This window comes from Gordonia aichiensis NBRC 108223 (genome assembly GCF_000332975.1).
GTDB lineage: Bacteria > Actinomycetota > Actinomycetes > Mycobacteriales > Mycobacteriaceae > Gordonia > Gordonia aichiensis.
The window spans coordinates 35,955-55,014 of the sequence record NZ_BANR01000026.1 but is presented as its reverse complement, the minus strand read 5'-3'; the positions used below and the strand labels follow the sequence as shown (position 1 = coordinate 55,014).

The window sequence follows — 19,060 nt, the reverse complement described above, 5'->3', positions numbered from 1 at the left end:
CTCGATGACACTGGGCCCCAAGGAGGCGGCGACACCGGGCCACCGCGGGGGCGATGACACCGGGTCTGTCGCGGACGCACTCACGCCCAGGAGGTTCGAACCTTTCGCATGGCGAGGCAGATGGTGGTGAAGTCGTCCTCACCGAGAACGTCGATGACATACTCGCGGATCACGCGATCACGAACCGCCGTGATCCGCTCGAGGGTGTCGCGCCCGGCGTCGGTGATCCTGACGAGGCGATGCCTGCCGTCGAGATCGGAACGCACGCGGACGACGTCACCGGTGTCGATCATTCTGCCGATCTGACGCGAAACGGTACTGACCCCCATGTGCACCGTCGAGGCGAGCTCGCTGATCCCGAATTGCTCACGCGTCCCGAGGACTTCGAGGAGACGCAGGTCCGTCGTCGTCCACCCGTGCGCACCAAATGTGCTGTTGACCTGGGCCATCAGTGCCCAGCCGCCGTCGACGAACGACTGCCACAATGCGAGCTGATCAGCAGTCAGCACAGGTGCGCCGGTGGCACGAGAAGGCACTCGGGAGTCGTTCACATTGGTCAACATAGTATGCGTTGTGACAAAACGCTAAACCATGTGGATCGACCGACCCACAGTACTCCCTCGGTGAATTTCGACTAACCGAACGACCCCAGAGTTCTGACCAAGTGGTCAACTTCATACGGCGTCGAATACGGCCCGAGACCGATGCTCACCGCACCGCCGAAGTCGCTCGCACCCATGCGGGTCAGCGCACGACACGGGAGGTCGGCGAGTGCACAGATCCCGTTATCGGAGAGTCGTCGGACGACCTTGTCGGCCGAGACCTGATCGACCGTGAAGCTCAGCGTCGGAACACGATTCGTCGGGGCGCCGATCACCGACACCTGACTGAGCTGATCGAGCGTCGTCGTGAGGTAGACCATCAGCCGATCGAGATACTCGCTCACCGCGTCGAGCGAGGCGACAAGTCGTCGACGACGCTTGCCGATCGCGTCACCGTCGAGTGAGGCGAGGTGTTCGATCGACGCGACGAGACCGGTCAGCTGGCCGCCTTGCAGCGGTTCCAACTCGAGTCGTGCGGACCCGACCGCCCGCGGGTCGACCGACATCGGTACCAGTCGGTCGATGGCCTTGGGCTCTCGGAACACCATCGCCGCGACTCGTGGGCCACCCCACCGTTCGGCCGAGACGACGAGCACGTCGGCCCCGAGTTCGTCGATGTCGAGCGGCATGTAGGGCGCTGCGTTGGTCGCGTCGACGACCAGCATCGCGCCACGTGCGTGCGCCATGCGAGCGATCGCTGGTATGTCGGTGATTGCGCCGAGGGTCGATGACGCCAAGGTCACCGCGACGACAGCCGTCCGCGCTCCGATGAGGTCTTTGTACTGCCACGCGGGCAACTCACCGGTCTCGATGTCGAGTTCGGCCCATCGCACAGATCCGCCGTATCGGCCGACGACCCTCATCCACGGCACGATGTTCGGCTCGTCGTCCGCGTGGCTCACCACGACATCGCCGCCGAGCCAGGTGTTGGGAGCGATCGACTCCGCCAGTGACCAGATGAGTCCGGCTCGCGAGGGTCCGAGGACGACACCCGCAGCCTCGGCGCCGACGAGGTCGGCGACCGCCCGACGCGCACCGTCGATCGCTTCGCTGGTGCGCACGGCACCTGGATAGACCCCGCCCGGCGCAGCGCCGAGCTGCCGGAACCCCGACGACACCGCACTGGCCACCGAGTCGGGAATGAGCATGCCCGCTTGCGCGTCGAAGTGGATCCATCCGTCGCCCAGCGAGGGGAACAGTCCTCGCACCGCAGCGACGTCGAGACTCATGCCAGCCACGATAGACGGCCCGCACCCGAGGTTGGACGGGTCACCGCGGAACGTGCCATCCCTTTCCGACGCCCTCTCCCCGACGCCGCGGCGTCGGGAGCAATGGCCACTACTTGCGACGGGAGTCGGTGGCTTTCGGCACAATGGGTTGCATGGCTAGCGAAGGCACATCGTCCGGAGCGTTCGACCCCAGCGGTTTCGGTTCTCACGCAGGCGCTGACGAGAACGTCGTTGTGGTCGGACCAGATGACCATCACGACGGGAAAGACGGCGAATCCAAAGACAGCGTCGCCGACATGGTCGAGCAACCCGCCAAGGTCATGCGCATTGGCACCATGATCAAGCAATTGCTCGAAGAGGTCCGTGCGGCTCCTCTCGACGAAGCGTCTCGCAATCGGCTCCGCGAGATCCACCAGACGTCGATCCGCGAACTCGAGGACGGCCTGGCACCTGAACTGCGCGAAGAACTGGAACGCCTGGCACTGCCCTTCTCAGACGATTCGACGCCGTCGGACGCCGAACTGCGAATTGCGCAGGCCCAGCTCGTCGGTTGGCTCGAAGGACTCTTCCACGGAATCCAGACGGCACTGTTCGCCCAACAGATGGCGGCACGCGCACAGCTGGAGCAGATGCGTCAGGGTGCGCTACCTCCGGGCATCGTCGCCCCCGGAGGTCCGGGAGGTCCCGGCGGCGGACCGAGCACCGGTCAGTACCTCTGAGTATCCGTCCCGGCTCGAGTGCGGCCACGGCGCCCGTTCCGGAGCGTCGAACTGCTCGCTTGTATGCTGAATCCCCGTGTCAGCGGTAGTCAACGAGCGGGAAGTTCCGCCAGCACCCACGACGTCGGATTCGAGGTCGTTTCGGCGGGCTTTCAAGGACCTCTCGGATGGACTGCGCGCCCGGGAACTGTGGGCGTTGCTGGGCTGGCAGGACATCAAGCAGCGGTACCGGCGATCGGTCCTCGGGCCGCTGTGGATCACCATCGCAACGGGTATCACCGCCGTGGCGATGGGCTTGCTGTACTCGCAGTTGTTCGACGAGGACATCACCACCTTCCTGCCGTACGTGACCCTGGGCTTCATCTTCTGGGGCTTCATCGAGGGCTCAATCCTCGACGGCTCCGAGGTGTTCGCGAAGAACGAGGGATTGATCAAGCAGATCCCGTCGCCGCTGTCGGTGCACGTCTACCGGCTCGCGTGGCGACAGCTGATCATCTTCGCGCACAACATCGTGATCTATCTCGTGCTGCTCGCGATTTTCTGGAAGCACATCCACCTCAGCTGGACCGTCGTGCTGATCATCCCGGCGATGATCCTGTTCGTGATCAACAGCGTGTGGGTCGCGATGGTCTTCGGCATCCTGACCACCCGCTTCCGCGATATCGGTCAGTTGCTGACCACCGCGGTGCGACTGGTGTTCTTCATGACGCCGATCATCTGGAGCGCACAGTCGCTGCACAAGGTCACAGGCGAGGGATCGTCGCGAGCACGCATCGTCGAGATCAATCCGATGTTCCACTACCTCGAGATCACGCGCGGGCCCCTGCTCGGTGAGTCGGTGGCCTTTTACCACTGGGCGATCGTCATCGGCTGCACCGTCGTCGGATGCCTGCTCGCCCTGTTCATCATGCGCAATTACCGCGCCCGAGTTCCGTATTGGGTGTGAGCATCGTGTCCGACTCCCCAAAGCCCGTCGCCAAGAACGACTCCGTCCGCGTCGACACCTGGGACGCCTGCGTCGACTTCCCCATCTTCGACGCCAAGACGCGGTCACTGAAGAAGTCCGTGCTCGGCGCCGCGGGTGGCGTGATCGGCGCCAACGCGTCGAACGTCGTGGTGGTCGAGGCACTCAAGAACATCAACCTGCACCTCGAACACGGCGACCGCATCGGCCTCGTCGGCCACAACGGTGCAGGCAAGTCGACGCTGCTTCGGCTGCTGTCGGGCATCTACGAGCCGACCCGCGGATCGTGTCGGGTCAAGGGCCGGGTGGCGCCGGTCTTCGACCTCGGTGTCGGTATGGATCCGGAGATCTCCGGTTACGAGAACATCATCGTCCGGGGCATGTTCCTGGGTGTCAGCCGCAAGGAGATGCTCGCCAAGACCGACGAGATCGCGGAGTTCTCCGAACTCGGCGACTACCTCAACATGCCGCTTCGGACCTATTCGACCGGTATGCGGGTGCGCCTCGCCCTTGGCGTGGTGACCAGTATCGATCCGGAGATCCTTATCCTCGACGAGGGCATCGGCGCGGTCGACGCCGAGTTCATGAAGAAGGCGCGCACCAGGCTCCAGTCGCTGGTCGAGCGCTCGGGCATCCTCGTGTTCGCCAGTCATTCCAACGAGTTCCTCGCGCAGTTGTGTGACCGCGCGCTCTGGATCGATCACGGCGAGATCCGGATGGACGGCGGCATCGAAGAAGTGGTCGATGCCTACGAGGGGCCGGCAGCTGCGGCTCACGTGCGCGAGGTGCTCGACGAGATGGCGCAGACCGACGGCACGTCGACGTGAGTAGGTCCGCGGATACGACGTCGCGGGTCGTCGCGGTGGTGGTGACGCATCGTCGTGCCGAGTTGCTGGCCGAGTCGCTGGATGTTGTCTCTGCCCAATCACGACCCGTCGACCACCTCGTCGTCGTCGACAACGGAAACGAGAAGCAGGTTGCCGATCTCGTTGCCGCGCAGCCTATCCCGGCGACGTATGTGGGGTCGGAGCGCAACCTCGGGGGCGCGGGCGGGTTCGCACTCGGCATGCTGCAGGCGCTGGCGCTCGGCGCCGATTGGGTGTGGTGCGCCGACGACGACGGGCGCCCGGAGGGCAGTGAGGTGTTGTCGACGCTTCTCGACTGTGCCGCACGGCACCGGCTCGACGAGGTCTCGCCGGTGGTGGTCAACATCGACGACCCCGACACTCTCGCATTCCCGCTGCGCCGCGGAGTGGTGTGGCGGCGCAAGCGGTCGGAACTGTTCGAGGGTGAGGGCGCGCCGACAGCCGACGACGATCTGCTGCCCGGCATCGCGTCGCTGTTCAACGGCGCGCTGTTCTCTGCGCATGCGCTCGACGTGGTGGGCGTCCCCGACCTCCGGTTGTTCTTCCGCGGCGACGAGGTGGAGGTACATCGACGCCTGGTGCGGTCCGGACTGCGCTTCGGAACCTGCTTGACCACGGCATACCTACACCCGTACGGGTCCGACGAGTTCCGTCCGATTCTGGGTGGTCGCATGCACACGCAGTACCCCGACAACGCGATCAAGCGCTTTTTCACCTACCGCAACCGCGGCTTTCTGATGAATCAACCTGGCATGCGCAAGCTGCTGCCCCAGGAGTATGCCCGCTTCGGCTGGTACTTCCTGGTCCAGCAGCGCGACGTCGAGGGGTTCCGCGAGTGGTTCCGTCTGCAGCAGCTCGGCCGTCGCGAGCGGTTCGTGCGGCCCGACTGAAGGTCGACCGTGCGCTCCTGGCCGTCGACCGTGCGCTCCTGGCCGTCGACTGGGCGCTCCTGGCCGCCGACTGGGCGCTCCCCGGCGCCGACTGTGCGCGATTCGCCGACCGCCCGCGCCGGAACTAGAACGTGTTCTACTCTATGGGCAGACATCGATTCACCCAGGGGAGACACATGCGGTTCACCTTCGCCGAGGCGATGACAGATCCCAGCTTCTATGCGCCACTCGCCCAAGCGGCCGAGCAGGCCGGGTACGCGGGCTTCACCATTCCCGACTCGCTCGCGTATCCCGAGGAGTCCGACGCCACCTATCCGTACACGCCGGACGGCAACCGGGAGTTCCTCGACGGCAAGGCATTCATCGAGACGTTCATCGAGGCCGCGGCCCTCGGCGCGGTGACCTCGACCATCCGGTTCACGCCGTTCGTTCTCAAGCTTCCGGTGCGCCCACCCGCACTTGTCGCCAAGCAGGCGAGTTCCGTTGCGTACCTGACGAACAACCGGCTCGCGCTAGGTGTCGGCACGAGTCCGTGGCCGGAGGACTACGAGTTCATGGGCGTCGACTTCGCCCGACGCGGCAAGCGCATGGACGAGTGCATGGACATCTTCCGCGGGCTGACCTCCGGTGAGTACTTCGAGTTCCACGGCGAGTTCTACGACATCCCACGCATCAAGATGACACCCACCCCGACCGAACCGATCCCACTGCTCGTCGGAGGCCATGCCGACGCCGCGCTGCGCCGGGCGGTCATACGCGGCGATGGGTGGATGCATGGCGGCGGCCCCGCAGAGGAGCTCGACACGCTGCTCGACAAGATCGCCAACATCCGTAAGGCAGAGGGAAAGCTCAACGACCCATTCGAAATCCACGTCATCTCACTCGACGCCTACACGGTCGACGGATGTAAGCGACTGGAGGACAAGGGAATCACCGACGTGATCGTGGGTTTCCGGCTCCCGTACGTCATGGGCGACGACACCGAACCGCTGCAGACCAAGATCGACCATCTCAATTCCTACGCCGACAACGTGATCGCCAAGGTCAACGGCTGACGCCCAGCTCACGGCCAAGGCTGCACAGCCAGCGGACGAGAGCGCACAGTCGGCAGTCGGGAGCGCACAGTCGACGGTCCGGAGTGCACAGCCGGCAGTCGGGAGCGCACAGTCGGCGGTCGGGAGCGCACAGTCGACGTCAGCGGCGCATCTCGACGACCTGGGAGTTGTTGAACGGCACCTGCCGCACCAGACGCAGGCCAGACGCCGAAAGCTGTTGGTAGAGCGGCGTCGACGTGAAGTGGCTCGGCGAGAACACCCAGTATGCTGTGGCCCCGGGGTAGGTGACGTAGCCGCGGTCGCGGTCTTTGTCGGCGATCACCCACATCACGCTGCACTTCTCGGCGAAATGCCGATACGCGGTAACGGGTTTGTCGCCGTCCCAGAGGGAGTCGGCGCGGATCGCGTCGACCGACGGCCCGACGTCGCGCAGACCGACGAAGTCATCAGGCTTGGCGCGCAGGATCACCCGTTGCGACACCGGACTCCACGTCGGCTGTGCCGAAAAGGCAACACAGTCGCCGGGGCGGGCATTGTCGCCGATGAAGTCGGCTGCTTCGGAGAAGTCCGTGCCACCCAGGCGACCGTACGGGCTGCGGTCGGCGAGATAGGACGGTGCGGCGGCAGCGGCCAGGACTACGACGAGAAGCGCTGCGGCCCAGATGCGGTCACGAGCAAGCTGTCGTACCGCCCACGCGAGGATCAGTGCTACCCCGCCCGCGGTGAAGACGAGATAGCGAGGCGTGTAGACAGCGTCGACCACCCACGAGAAAACGAACACCAACGCTGCGGGCACCGCCATCCACAGCACTCCGACGACGAAGATCGACCATCGTCCGCGTGCACCAACAACGGCCGCGACGATCCCCAACACTGCAACAACCGAAGCGATGACGAGGAAAACGGTTGCACCGTCGAAGAACTCGTACCTCGCATAGTTGCCGAGCATCCGCGGGGTCATCTGCTCGACCCACGAGATCTGTCCTCGTTGGGAGACGACAACCCGGGCGAATGGTGCGACGATCACGCAAACGACGATCGCCGAGACCACGAAAGCTCCTGCGGTCGAGACCGATAGACGTCTGTCAGCGTGAGCGCGGACCCGAACGAGCACGATCATCAGGTGCGCGGCGAGCAGCGTGATGGTGAAGAAGAACCACACCACACCAACCACGCACACGAACACGTAGGCCACCCACCAACCCCAGCGTCGACGTCGAGGCGCACTGTCGACGTCCAACGCGATGAGCAGGACCAGCGTCATCGCGATCGCCAGCGCGATCGTGCCCGCATACGATCGGGCTTCCGATCCCGCCCAGGTGGTACGCGGCAGACAAAGCAGCACCAGTCCGGCGAGCACACCGAAGCGGGTGTCCCACAGTCGTTCACCGAGGACGACGAGCAGGCCGGCAGCGACCCCGACGGCCAATGCGGAGGGAAATCTCAGCGAGAACTCCGACAGTCCGAACACCTTGGTCCAGACATGCATGCACAGGTAGTAGAGGGCGTGCACGGCATCGGTCCGTGCGAGCAGATCGGTCATCGCCGACAGCGGGCGATGTATTGCCGAAACCGTCGCAGCCTCGTCGTACCAGAGCGAGGGTCGCCAGGACCCCATGGCGGACAAGAACACTCCGAGGATCCCGACCGCCAGTGCCGGCCGGGCGGTGCGGAGTCGTTCAGTCGCCGTCAAACAATCTCGTCCAGTTCTCGCGGCTCGTCAGCTCCGGCATCGCAGTGCGCCACTGCTCGGCGACGTCGAGTCCCTCTCGACGCAACTGCAGGCACAGTGCCCCCAACTCACGCCCGAGCCGGACAGCGGTCTGCTTGTCACGCTTCCGGATACGCACACCTGTCTGCGACGAATCGGTGACCACCGCCGACGAGAACAGCCCGACATGCCACCATCGCCCGTCATCGGCGGAGATCGTGACCGGTGCGGGTGATACCCGGCCGAGCCATTGCTGCACAGCGCGTTTGACCAACACGCGGGTCTCTTTGTCCTCGTCGGGCAACGGACCGCGTCGCGAGATCCTGGTATTCGGATCGGCGTCGACGAGCACGTCGGCACTGTCGCGGATGACGGTGTCGGGATACTGCGCGCGCAACGTCTTCAGCTCGGGCAGCTTGGACACTCCACCGTCGGCCAGTATCGATGGCCCGCTCAGGAAATCCCGTACGGCGAGAAGGAAGGTCGCGGCCAGCCCGTAGCGCATCGACACGATGTGTGCGCCGATTTCCTTGGCGATCACCCCCGCGAGATGCTTCGGGTCGTAGGGACCGTGGATCGCCGCGACGATGAGAGCGTTGCGCCAACTGAAGTAGCGCGACCAGTCGTCGTAATCCTTGAGGTGGAAGTCCGCGTGCCAGACCCCGGCGTTGGGAAGCGTGACCGTCGGAAAACCGTTGCGCCGCGCACGTATTCCGAACTCGATGTCGTCCCACTGGAAGAACAGCGGCAGCGACAGCCCTGCCGCGTAGACGGCCTCGACCGGGAGTAGACACGACCACCAGCCGTTCCATCCCGCGTCCGTCCGTGCATCTTGCTGCTTCTCGAGAGCGTTGAGGCCCTGCTTACCGTAGGCACCGGGACGCCCGGCCTTGAGCTCGTCGAGTGCCTCCCACTCACCGGTCATGTGCACCCGATAGGTCTCCGACGCCAGCAGCATCTGCGAGCCGACGAGCATCGGTCGCACCGTGCTGTTGGCGAACGAGACCTGACGCAGGACGGACTCGGGCTCGCAGGTGATGTCGTCGTCCATCACCACGATGTCGGTGGCGTGGCTTCCGTTCTTGGTGACCTCGTGGATGCCGCGGTTGAATCCGCCGGCACCGCCGAGGTTGGGTTGCGTGATGTAGTGCAGGCGGTCACCGAGGACCGCGGCCACCTCGCTGAATCGCGCCTGGTCTGCGACGCGGTCGGTGCCCTGGTCGACGATGTACACGGCGGCGACGCGTTTGAGCACGACCGGATCAGAAGCGAGGGCCAGCACGGTGGCCACAGCATCGGCAGGGCGATTGTGCGTACACATGACCACCGATACGGGCCGGTCACGGACGCGCGTATCGACACTCCACTCGACATCGGAGACGCTGGCGGGACCATCGATGGCGGTCAGCTCGAACCAGAGTGCGCCGCCGTCGATGAAGCGTGTGACGTCGAGATCGAAGCTCACGTGCCCCGCGCCGGAGACCTCCGCGGTCTGCACAGGCCGTTCACGCCCACTGATATCCGACGCGCGGATATCGATTCGCAGCGTGGTTCCGGGTGCGCAGTCGTGGTCGAAGTCGAGGCGGACGGAGCGGACACGGGTGTAGCTCTGCCAGAACGACGCGGGAAAACGTCCGAAGTAGGTGTTGGCCGACAGTCGCGCGCCGGGGCCGAGGTGCGCACGGTGGCGGTCGAGTCGGACCCGTGACAGGTCGGTATCGGCGTACATGCCCGGCTCGATGCGGGTGTCGGGGCCGGTGAACAGCGTCCGCTGGACGAGCAGCCGATCCGGCGACGAACTGGACATCCCGCTCGATTCGGACGGATCCGATTGCGGGGTATCGGTCGTGGTCGGCTGTGCTGCTGTCGACATTGCATCCCATTCGTTTCTTCGGGGGCTCTCGCGCGTCACGTGTCGGCCCCGGCGGCCCAACACTAACCCACACCCTGTGAACATCCTGGCACTGACACCCGGCCTCGGTGGTCAGGGTCACCGGCACCGCCGTCGACGCATAAGAGGCCGACGCCCCAACTACTTCGGACGAATCCGGCGCACGGCCGAGTCTCGTCGCAGGGGACTCGTGTACACGGTCTGTCGGGTTGCCCGACCCTCGTGTTACACGATCATTCGGCCGACCGACGCGGTTGTTGCCCGGTCTGGTGGCGCGTCCGGACACGGGTCAGAGGTCGGCCAGTGCGGCCTGGGCGGCGCCGAAGCCGCACATCCCGTGAGCACCGCCTCCCGGCGGCGTCGCCGCCGAACACAGGTAGACACCCTTGACACCCGTCGCATACGGCGACGGCGTCAGGCGTGGGCGCGCGACGAGATGCACCAGGTCGTTGCGTCCACCTCCGATGTCGCCGCCGGGGTAGTTCGGGTTCGATCGCTCCAGATCGGCGGGCGTCGTCGCACGTACAGCGACGATCCGCTCACGGAACCCCGGCGCGAACCGTTCGATCTGCGCGGTCACGCACTCCGTGGCGTTGCCCGAATACCCCTGCGGCACATGGGCATACGCCCACAGTGGCTTGAGTCTGCCCGACGCTCGACTCGGGTCGGCCACCCATTGCTGCCCCACGAGGGTGAATGGACGGGCCGGCATCCGTCCCGCGGCGACGTCGGCCTCCGCCTTCGCGATGTCCGACGCCTCGCCTCCGAGGTGCACAGTGCCCGCCCGGGCGCAGTCAGGCGCGGTCCAGCCCACCTCCTCGTCGATCACGTAATCGACCTTGAACGCAGCGGGTCCGCGCCGCCATCGGCGATACGACCGTGCGACACGGGCGGGCTGGCGCGTACCCAGGATGTCGGCGGCACTGCGCGGCAGCACGTCGAGGATCACGACGTCGGCGCTCAGTTGGGCGATGTCGGAGACGGTCTGTCCCGTTTCGATGCTGCCGCCGAGCGAACGCAACAGACTCGCGAGCGCGCTACTGATCGCCGACGACCCGCCCACTGCGACCGGCCAGCCGCCATGGTGTCCCGCGGCGGTCAGCATGAGGCCCGCAGCCGATGAGCCGGGTACGTCGAGTCGGGTGAAGCCGTGCGCGGCCATCCCGGCGAACAGCGCGCCGGCGTGCGGACCGAGAAAACGGGCGAGGCTCGTCGCCGGTGCCAGCGCCGGCAACCCGAAACGTGCCAGCGCGAGCGGATGACGCGGCAGGGAGAGCATCGGCGAGAGCACGTCGTCGGCGATGTCGCGAAACCCCTCGGAGATTCCGCCGAACAACGACAGCCACCGGTCCCCCGCCCCGGGATACCCGGTGTCGGCGAATCCGGCCGCGGTCTGCTCGATGTCGCGGAAGAGCAACGCGGCGGCGCCGTCGTCGCGTGGATGTGCACAATCGATCTCCGGCCAGGACCAGCGCAGACCGTGCTCGGCGAGCGGGAGGGTGCGCAGAAACGGCGACGAGACGCCCAGCGGATGAAACGCCGAACAGTGGTCGACGACGAGCTCGGGGAATGCCTCGTCGAACGGTCCCGATCTGGTGCCACCGCCGATCGTGTCGGCACCCTCGAGGACCGTCACGTCGAGTCCGGCCTGCGCGAGTCGGACCGCCGCTGCCAGCCCGTTCGGGCCGGCGCCGACAACGACCGCAGTGCTCACCGCTAGGTGACCCGGAAGATGACGACGCGCTGCACCACGAAGTTGATGACCGTGGCCGTCCCCTGCGCGATCACATACGCGATGAGGCTGTTGAGGAACGTGTGCTCCCAGACATGGGCAAGCCAGGTGTAGATGCCGACGTTGACGAAGAAGGTGCAGCAGTACAGCAGCGCCACCGCGATGAAGCGGGCCGTACTCGGCGATGCGCGGAAGGTCCAGCGGCGGTTGATGACATACGCGCAGGTGGTGCCGCAGATGAAGCCGATGGCCTTGGCCACCACCGGGGGCAGCCCGACCCCGAACTGCAGGAGCGTCGTCAACCCGAAGTCGAGGATGCCCGAGATGACGCCGCTGATGACGAATCTGAGGATCTGCGTCGCGAGCGGGACGTCGGTCGACGCCTCCGCATCGTCGACGGGGAGTTCGATCGGGGTCAGGGCGTGGCGCGTCGAGAAGTCTTCGTGCCGTGACTTGTGATCATGCTCGTCGTCGGAGGTTGGGTCTTGCACCCTGCCACCCTAGACCGTCACGAACTCTCGACCGTCTCCGACGCCAAGGCCACCTGGCCCCGCTGCTCTGCGAGTCCGTAACGAATCAGGCGAGCGCTGTTGATCACCACAGCCACCGACGACGCATTGTGGAGAACGGCGGCGAGCACCGGGTTAAGCACTCCCCCTGCGCCCGCGAGAAGCCCGAGTCCGTTGACCGCGATGGACATCGCGTAGTTCTGTCTGATGAGCGACACGGCGTGTGCGCCGAGGTCACGTACGGCAGCGATCTTGGAGAGGTCGTCGCCCGCGAGAGCGATGTCGGCGGTCTCGACCGCCACGTCGGTACCCGCCAATCCCATGGCGACGCCGATGTCGGCGGCGGCAAGCGCCGGGGCGTCGTTGACCCCGTCGCCGACCATCGCCACGACATGCCCCGCTGCCTGCAGTCGACGGACCGCGGCCAACTTGTCCTCCGGAGTGACCTCGGCCTGCCATTCGTCGATACCCAGCTCGTTCGCGATCGCCGCGGCTGTGGCCGCATGATCACCTGTCAGCATGACGATCTCGACGATTCCGTCCCGTCGCAGTCCGTCAAGAACGTCGCGTGCCTCGGGTCTGAGTTCGTCACGCAGGCTCAGCAACCCGACGAGGCGGTCGTCGACCGCCAGCAGGAGCGGGGTTTCGCAGGCCGTACGGAGCCGCTGCACCCAAGCCGACGCATCGTCGGAGACTCCGATCCCGTGCCTGTCGAGAAGCGCGGGACTACCGACGAGCATGACGCGGCCGTCGTCGGTATGTGATCGCATACCGAGTCCGACGATGACCTCGCACTCGGCGTGGGCAGGTATCTCGATCCGACGTTCCTCGGTCGACCTGATCACCGCCTGCGCCAACGGATGACGAGAATGGATCTCCGACGACGCGGCGTATGCCAATACCTGATCCGGGGTCCAATCGTCCACGAATGACACGACATTGGTGACCACCGGACGTCCGACGGTGAGTGTGCCCGTCTTGTCGAACACCACGGCGCTGATACTTCCGGCGGCTTCGAGATGGGAGCCGCCCTTGATGAGGATTCCCCGGCGCGCGCCGTTACCGATCGCTCCGCTGATAGCGGTCGGAGTCGAGAGTCCGACAGCACAGGGACACGCGATCAGCAGCATCGTCATCGCCCTGCGCGGGTCACGGGTGACGAGAAGAGTACCGAGCGCCATCGCGAACGACGCGGGCACGAAACGCCGGGAGAAGGCCTCGCCTACGGTTTGGATGGGCGCGCGACTGCGTTGCGCCTCTTCCACTCGTGCGATGATCCGCCCGATGGCGGTCTCAGAACCGACGGCAGTTGCGCGCACGACGAGCCGACCCGTGACGACCACCGACCCCGCGCTCACAGTGGAGCCGGTCTCCACGGCGACCGGAAGATTCTCGCCGGTGAGTGCCGACTGGTCGACCGCGGCCTCTCCCTCGACGACCATGCCGTCGACCGGAATGGCCACGTGATCGTGGACGACGACCACGTCGCCAAGTGCCAGCGAGTCGATGGGTACCTGCACCTCCGTGCCGTCGTCGAGGCGCACCCATGCGGAATCCGTTGCACCTCGCAGCAGATCGGAGATCGCTCGACGTGTGCGTCGCAGCGTGAGGTCCTGGAGGAACTCACCGATGTTCAGCAGCCAGAGCACGGTGAGCGCGACGACGTTCTCGCGGAGCAGGAGGCTGGCGATCGTTGCCGCAGAGACCAATGCGTCGGTTCCCGCTCTGCCGCCGCGCAGTGCGCGCACGGCGCCCCGCAGGAACGGGTAGCCGGAGAAGATCGTCACGCCGGTGGCCACCGTGCGCGACGTCGGGCCGAGTAGCGCGGGGCGCCTGAACCCGTAGCGCCGCAGACCGAGAAGAATCAGCGCACCGAAACCTATTCCCATACGGGCGATCTCGCTGTTACTGATGTCGGCCGAATGGGGTGCGCGGTCGGGGACGAGCGCGAGATCGGTTGTCGCTGCGGCGTCGATGGCTGCCAGGACCTCTGCCCGCTCTGCACTCGCTCCGAACCACACGACCACGGAACCTGTGCGCGGGTGGGCGTGTACCGCGCGCACGCCCCGGACCGAGCCGACGGCTTCCTCGACGGCCACAGCGCGACGCGTCTGTCCGCGCAGCCACTGCACCGTGAGCCTCAGACGTCCGGCAGCATCGGAGCGAACGGTCGGCGCTGTGCGCGCTCCGTCTTCCTGAGCAGCCTCGACGAGGCGGGGCAGCGACGTCATCGCAGCCACTCAGTGCTCGTGATCGTGCGCGTCGCCCGTTCCCGGAGGTGTGGCCTCTTCACCAATCCGCTCTTTGGCCTCCGCGACGATGTCGGCGGAACTGAGCCGAACGTTTTCGGCCACTTCCTCGGCCTTTCGGGTGCCCCGTAGACCCCACGCCGTTGCGACGACCGCACCTTCCCGGAAAGGCACTCGTGCCACGACCTTCTTCGTCAGGTCATAGGCGGCGGCGCCGACCAGGCCAGTCGCCACTGCCGATCCGGCTTTCGCCAATAGTGTGTGGGCAGCCACAGCACCTCCTGCTCTCGTGAAGCCTTCTTCCCGACAGCCGAGTGTCGGGAAGGCAATTGTTGGGAATGATTGCCAACTGGAGAGTCAGAGTACGACACCTGCTCGCAGATCGCACGGTGAGGTGGGCCTCAGAACTCCTCTTCGACCTCGGAGTTGCGGGCTGCCTTCTCCCCGCGGTCGAGCGTCGCCAGTTCGGCGAGGTCGGCGGCGTCGAAGGAGAAATCGAACAGGTCGGCGTTCTCGAGCTGTCGGCCGTGGTGTGACGACTTGGGCACCACCGATATACCCTGCTGCACCGACCATCGCAGCGCGATCTGTGTCGGCGATTTGCCGTATTTCCGGGCGAGTCTGATGATGACCGCGTCGCCGAGCATGCCCTCCTTACGGCCAGTCGGATGCCACGCCTGGGCGACGATGCCTCGTTCGGACATGAACTCGCGCAATTCATCTCGCGCAAGTGCCGGTGAGCACTGGATCTGGTTGATCTGCGGCCAGACGCCCGTTTCGTCGTAGAGCATCTGCAGTTGGCGTGCTGTGAAGTTGGATACCCCCGGGACGGTGATGAAACCTTCTTCCGCGAGCGTCAGCAGCGCCCTCCAGGAGTCGACGGTCTTACCGAGACTCGGGCACGGCCAGTGGATGAGGTAGATGTCGATGTGGGCGATGCCGAGTCGCCGAGCGCTTTCCTTGGCAGCATTGATCGCCTCGTCGAACCCCTGGTCACCGCCACCGAGTTTGGTCTGGACGACGACCTCGTCTCGAGGAATACCCGATTCGCGCAGTCCCATCCCGACGCTGAGTTCGTTGGAGTACCTCGACGCGGTGTCGAGCAGTCGATATCCCGATCGGAGCGCGTCCGACACGGCCTGCACGCAGGGCATTCCGAGCATGTCGTAGGTTCCGAGGCCGACAAGCGGTAGGCGAAAACCGGACGAGAGTTCGACAGCGGGGATCTCCACGTCTTCAGGATATGGTCGCGGCTGCCGATCCTGCCTGGCGAACAACCCGCGTCGATGACGCATCGTGACCATGGCGACCCGCGCACCCCTCGCCCGTTTTCAGTCATTCTGGAAGCTACCCCGAGATCTGACCTGGACTTTTACCCCGAGGCGGCGGCGAAATTGACTGAAAACGGGCGAGTGTCGCTTCGGAGACGACCGATCGGGCACCTCGACCCTCGACAACCCGACGCGGCGGTGGTCTGCTCGGTACATGGAGCGCTTCGACGACATCATCATCGGCGCCGGCCACAACGGCCTGACGGCAGCGACCTATCTCGCGCGGGCCGGGCGCCGGGTTCTCGTTCTCGAGCGAGCCGATCACGTGGGCGGTGCCACCGTCTCCGCGACACCATTTCCCGGCGTACCGGCGCGTCTGTCTCGTTACTCCTATCTGGTGTCGCTGCTGCCGCGCGAGATCATCACCGACCTCGACCTCGACATCTCGTTGATCCGACGCCGCTACTCGTCCTACACCCCACTGCCCACCGACCCCACTCGCGGCCTCCTCGTCGACAACGGTGATGACAAGGCGACTGCCGAATCGTTCCGACGCATCACCGGTGACGACACCGAGTTCGCCTCGTGGCAATGGTTCTTCGGCCGGATGGGCGAGATCGCACGTCGCGTCTTTCCCACGCTCATCGAACCCCTGCGCAGTCACGACGACCTGCGCGATCTCGTGACCGGTGCGGCGGATGTACGAGGGCTCGACTCATCACTCGCGGAGATCTGGGAACTACTCACCGAGCGTCCCCTCGGTGAACTCATCGAACGCTACTTCGTCGACGACGTGGTCCGGGGTGTCGTTGCCACCGACGGACTGATCGGCACGTTCGCCGATCTCCATGACGCCCGGCTACACCAGAACATCTGCTTCCTCTACCACCTGATCGGTGGCGGCAGCGGGGACTGGGACGTCCCGGTCGGCGGGATGGGTGCGGTGTCGGGGACACTCTACGAGGCCGCTGTTGCCGCAGGCGCCCGGGTCGTGACCGGGGTCCAGATCACCGGGATCGATCCTGCCGACGGCACCGTCGAGTTCCGCTCAGCACCGCGGGGGGAGACCACCGCACGCGCCTCGATGCTGTACGTCGCGTGCGCGCCACAGTCGGTCAATGACTGCTTCGACGAGCCGCTCGACACCGAATCCGACACTGCCGGGGCACAATTGAAGATCAACATGCTGCTCACCAGGCTCCCGGCACTTCGTGATGGCTCCGTGCTCCCCGACGCCGCGTTCGCGGGCACATTCCACATCAATGAGTCGTACGGGCAGCTGCATGCGGCATGGCAGCAGGCGGGTCTCGATACCATACCGACCGTTCCGCCTTGCGAAATCTACTGTCACACACTGTCGGACAGGTCGATCCTCGGGCCAGAACTCGACGGCTGCCACACCTTGACCCTGTTCGGGCTCCAGATGCCACCAGCCGTCTTCGACGCCCCGTCGGCGACAACGCGGGCCGTCGAAGCAACCCTGAGCTCATTGAATTCCGTTCTTGCAGAGCCCATTCAGTCGGTGATCGCCACGGACGCACATGGCAATCCGTGTATTGAGGCCAAGACACCGCGTGATCTCGAGGCCGCGCTCGGCCTGCCCGGCGGCAACATCTTTCACCGCAGCCTGCAATGGCCCTGGGCGGTCGACCCGGGGGCCGTCGGGCAGTGGGGTGTGGAAACGCGACACCCGCGTGTGTTGCTGGCGGGCGCTGCGGCACGTCGAGGTGGTGGTGTCAGCGGCATACCCGGGCACAACGCCGCGGCGTTCACGCTCGGTGGCTGATCAGGCGTTCACGCCAGCGGCGCAGAAGCTGCATCGGGTGACGTTTCCCGCGCGGTAAGATCGCTGGCGATGTCTACTCAAGAGCTTCTGCCGATCACCACGCGCACACTGACCGGCTGGTCACGGACCACACCGATCACCGGGCACGTCCTGTCGACGCCGTATCCCGAGGTCATCGCCGATGCGGTCGCACGGGTCGCCGACGACAACGCCGACAAGCCCGACTACCTCAAGCGGGGCGTGATCGCGCGCGGACTCGGCCGCTCGTACAACGAGTCGGCGCAGAACTCCGGTGGGCTGACCGTCGACATGACGCCGCTGACCAGGATCTATTCGCTCGACGAGGACACCGGCATCATCGACGTCGACGCCGGGCTGTCGATCGACCACCTGATGAAGGCGGTCGTGCCGCGCGGATTCTGGGTGCCCGTCATGCCGGGTACCCGCCAGGTGACGATCGGCGGTGCCATCGCCCACGACATCCACGGCAAGAGCCACCATGTGACCGGCGCATTCGGCGAACACATCACCGAGATGCACCTCCTGGTTGCCGACGGACGCATCCTGACACTCACGCCCGACGGCTCTCCCGACGATCCCGACGGGTCACTGTTCTGGTGCACGGTCGGCGGCATCGGTCTCACCGGCATCGTGCTGCGCGCGAAGATGAAGCTCAAGCGCACCGAGACGGCGTACTTCAAGGCCGACACCTTCACCACCAACAATCTCGACGAGACCATCGCACTGCATCTCGAGGACGGCTATGAGGACGGCTTCGAATACGCGTCCGGCTGGTTCGACACGATCAGTCCCGCCCCGAAGCTCGGCAGGGGTACGTTCAGTCGCGGCAATCTGGCGACTCTCGACGAGTTGCCAGACAAGCTCAAGAAGGACCCGCTCAAGTTCAACCCCAAACCGCTCGTCACACTGCCGAACATCTTCCCGCGGGGCCTGGACAACAAGTTCGACTTCTCTGTGATCGGCGAACTCTATTACCGCACGGGTTCCAACAAGCGCGGCATCATCGAAAGCCTGCCGCAGTTCTATCATCCGCTCGATCTGATCGGGAACTGGAACAATGCGTATGGCCGTCCCACCGCATACGGCAAGGGCGGTGGATTCACGCAGTATCAGTTCATCGTGCCGAAGGGCCACGAGGACGAGTTCAAGAAGATCATCACCGACATCCAGGCATCCGGCCACATCAGCTTCCTCAACGTGATCAAGCTGTTCGGCAAGGGCAATCCCAAAGCGCCGCTGTCGTTTCCGTTCGAGGGATGGAACGTCTGCCTCGACTTCCCGCTGCGCGCAGGGCTCGCGGAGTTCCTCAACGACATGGATCGTCGGGTCATGGAGATCGGCGGGCGACTCTACACCGCAAAGGATTCACGGACCTCGGCGGAGAACTTCCACAAGATGTACCCACAGATCGACAAGTGGATCGCCAAGCGTCGCGAGATCGATCCGACAGGCGTGTTCTTGTCGGATATGGGCCGCAGACTCGAGCTGAACTGACTCGCGGGCGATCGACCCGCCGGCTCTCGAGCAGCCGAATCGCGGTGCAGCAGCGGCCAAGGCGCCGATCG

At 65.4% G+C, this 19,060-nt stretch carries 16 protein-coding genes; 7 read left to right on the top strand and 9 right to left on the bottom strand.

Features of this window, described 5'->3' with window-relative positions; genetic code table 11:
* Nucleotides 1-80: 80 nt before the first annotated feature.
* Together GOACH_RS19380 and GOACH_RS19375 are read right to left on the bottom strand one after the other, a co-directional pair.
* Nucleotides 81-536, bottom strand: a complete 456-nt coding sequence (locus tag GOACH_RS19380) for a MarR family winged helix-turn-helix transcriptional regulator (protein WP_245551965.1) — start codon at nt 534-536, stop codon at nt 81-83.
* A gap of 98 nt (nt 537-634) precedes the next feature.
* Complete coding sequence (locus tag GOACH_RS19375; protein WP_005178519.1) at nt 635-1,831, bottom strand: cysteine desulfurase-like protein; 1,197 nt, start codon at nt 1,829-1,831, stop codon at nt 635-637.
* Between the two features lie 152 nt (nt 1,832-1,983).
* On the opposite strand from GOACH_RS19375, the gene GOACH_RS19370 reads away from it, so the two are divergent.
* The 5 genes from GOACH_RS19370 to GOACH_RS19345 all read left to right on the top strand — a co-directional run bounded on the left by GOACH_RS19370 (nt 1,984) and on the right by GOACH_RS19345 (nt 6,325).
* Complete coding sequence (locus GOACH_RS19370; protein ID WP_005178518.1) at nt 1,984-2,550, top strand: bacterial proteasome activator family protein; 567 nt, start codon at nt 1,984-1,986, stop codon at nt 2,548-2,550.
* A gap of 76 nt (nt 2,551-2,626) precedes the next feature.
* Nucleotides 2,627-3,496 (top strand): galactan export ABC transporter permease subunit Wzm/RfbD, encoded by an 870-nt coding sequence (gene wzm, locus GOACH_RS19365; RefSeq protein WP_005178517.1) that lies wholly within the window; start codon nt 2,627-2,629, stop codon nt 3,494-3,496.
* On the top strand, nt 3,493-4,341 hold the full coding sequence (gene wzt / locus GOACH_RS19360; protein WP_085950631.1) for a galactan export ABC transporter ATP-binding subunit Wzt/RfbE: 849 nt from the start codon (nt 3,493-3,495) through the stop codon (nt 4,339-4,341). The genes wzm and wzt overlap by 4 nt, the downstream gene beginning before the upstream one ends.
* Complete coding sequence (glfT1, locus tag GOACH_RS19355; RefSeq protein ID WP_040519159.1) at nt 4,338-5,270, top strand: galactofuranosyltransferase GlfT1; 933 nt, start codon at nt 4,338-4,340, stop codon at nt 5,268-5,270. Before wzt ends, glfT1 begins: the two co-directional genes overlap by 4 nt.
* Nucleotides 5,271-5,446: 176 nt before the next feature.
* Nucleotides 5,447-6,325 carry a TIGR03619 family F420-dependent LLM class oxidoreductase gene (locus tag GOACH_RS19345; protein ID WP_040519157.1) on the top strand — a complete coding sequence of 293 codons (879 nt, stop codon included), beginning with the start codon at nt 5,447-5,449 and terminating at the stop codon, nt 6,323-6,325.
* Between the two features lie 139 nt (nt 6,326-6,464).
* On the opposite strand, the gene GOACH_RS19340 is transcribed toward GOACH_RS19345, so the two are convergent.
* From GOACH_RS19340 to GOACH_RS19310, 7 genes are all read right to left on the bottom strand, one after another.
* Nucleotides 6,465-8,018: a glycosyltransferase family 39 protein gene (locus GOACH_RS19340; RefSeq protein ID WP_005178506.1), complete on the bottom strand. Its 1,554-nt coding sequence runs from the start codon at nt 8,016-8,018 to the stop codon at nt 6,465-6,467.
* The gene (locus GOACH_RS19335) at nt 8,005-9,909 is read right to left on the bottom strand and encodes a glycosyltransferase (RefSeq protein WP_005178502.1); all 1,905 of its coding nucleotides are present in this window, start codon (nt 9,907-9,909) and stop codon (nt 8,005-8,007) included. Before GOACH_RS19335 ends, GOACH_RS19340 begins: the two co-directional genes overlap by 14 nt.
* A 307-nt stretch (nt 9,910-10,216) precedes the next feature.
* Nucleotides 10,217-11,641, bottom strand: coding sequence for a phytoene desaturase family protein (locus GOACH_RS19330; protein ID WP_005178499.1), 1,425 nt, complete (start codon nt 11,639-11,641; stop codon nt 10,217-10,219).
* Between the two features lie 2 nt (nt 11,642-11,643).
* Nucleotides 11,644-12,150 (bottom strand): GtrA family protein, encoded by a 507-nt coding sequence (locus GOACH_RS19325; RefSeq protein WP_005178496.1) that lies wholly within the window; start codon nt 12,148-12,150, stop codon nt 11,644-11,646.
* 17 nt (nt 12,151-12,167) lie between these two features.
* Nucleotides 12,168-14,399, bottom strand: coding sequence for a heavy metal translocating P-type ATPase (locus GOACH_RS19320; RefSeq protein WP_040519197.1), 2,232 nt, complete (start codon nt 14,397-14,399; stop codon nt 12,168-12,170).
* 9 nt (nt 14,400-14,408) lie between these two features.
* On the bottom strand, nt 14,409-14,690 hold the full coding sequence (locus tag GOACH_RS19315; RefSeq protein WP_005178492.1) for a DUF1490 family protein: 282 nt from the start codon (nt 14,688-14,690) through the stop codon (nt 14,409-14,411).
* A 128-nt stretch (nt 14,691-14,818) separates the two neighbouring features.
* Nucleotides 14,819-15,649, bottom strand: coding sequence for an aldo/keto reductase (locus GOACH_RS19310; RefSeq protein ID WP_040519194.1), 831 nt, complete (start codon nt 15,647-15,649; stop codon nt 14,819-14,821).
* Nucleotides 15,650-15,902: 253 nt separating this feature from the next.
* Between GOACH_RS19310 and GOACH_RS19305 the strand changes: the two genes are divergently transcribed.
* Both GOACH_RS19305 and dprE1 read left to right on the top strand, forming a co-directional pair.
* Complete coding sequence (locus GOACH_RS19305) at nt 15,903-17,474, top strand: phytoene desaturase family protein (protein ID WP_005178487.1); 1,572 nt, start codon at nt 15,903-15,905, stop codon at nt 17,472-17,474.
* 69 nt (nt 17,475-17,543) lie between these two features.
* Nucleotides 17,544-18,989 carry a decaprenylphosphoryl-beta-D-ribose oxidase gene (dprE1, locus tag GOACH_RS19300; RefSeq protein WP_005178482.1) on the top strand — a complete coding sequence of 482 codons (1,446 nt, stop codon included), beginning with the start codon at nt 17,544-17,546 and terminating at the stop codon, nt 18,987-18,989.
* Nucleotides 18,990-19,060 lie beyond the last annotated feature (71 nt).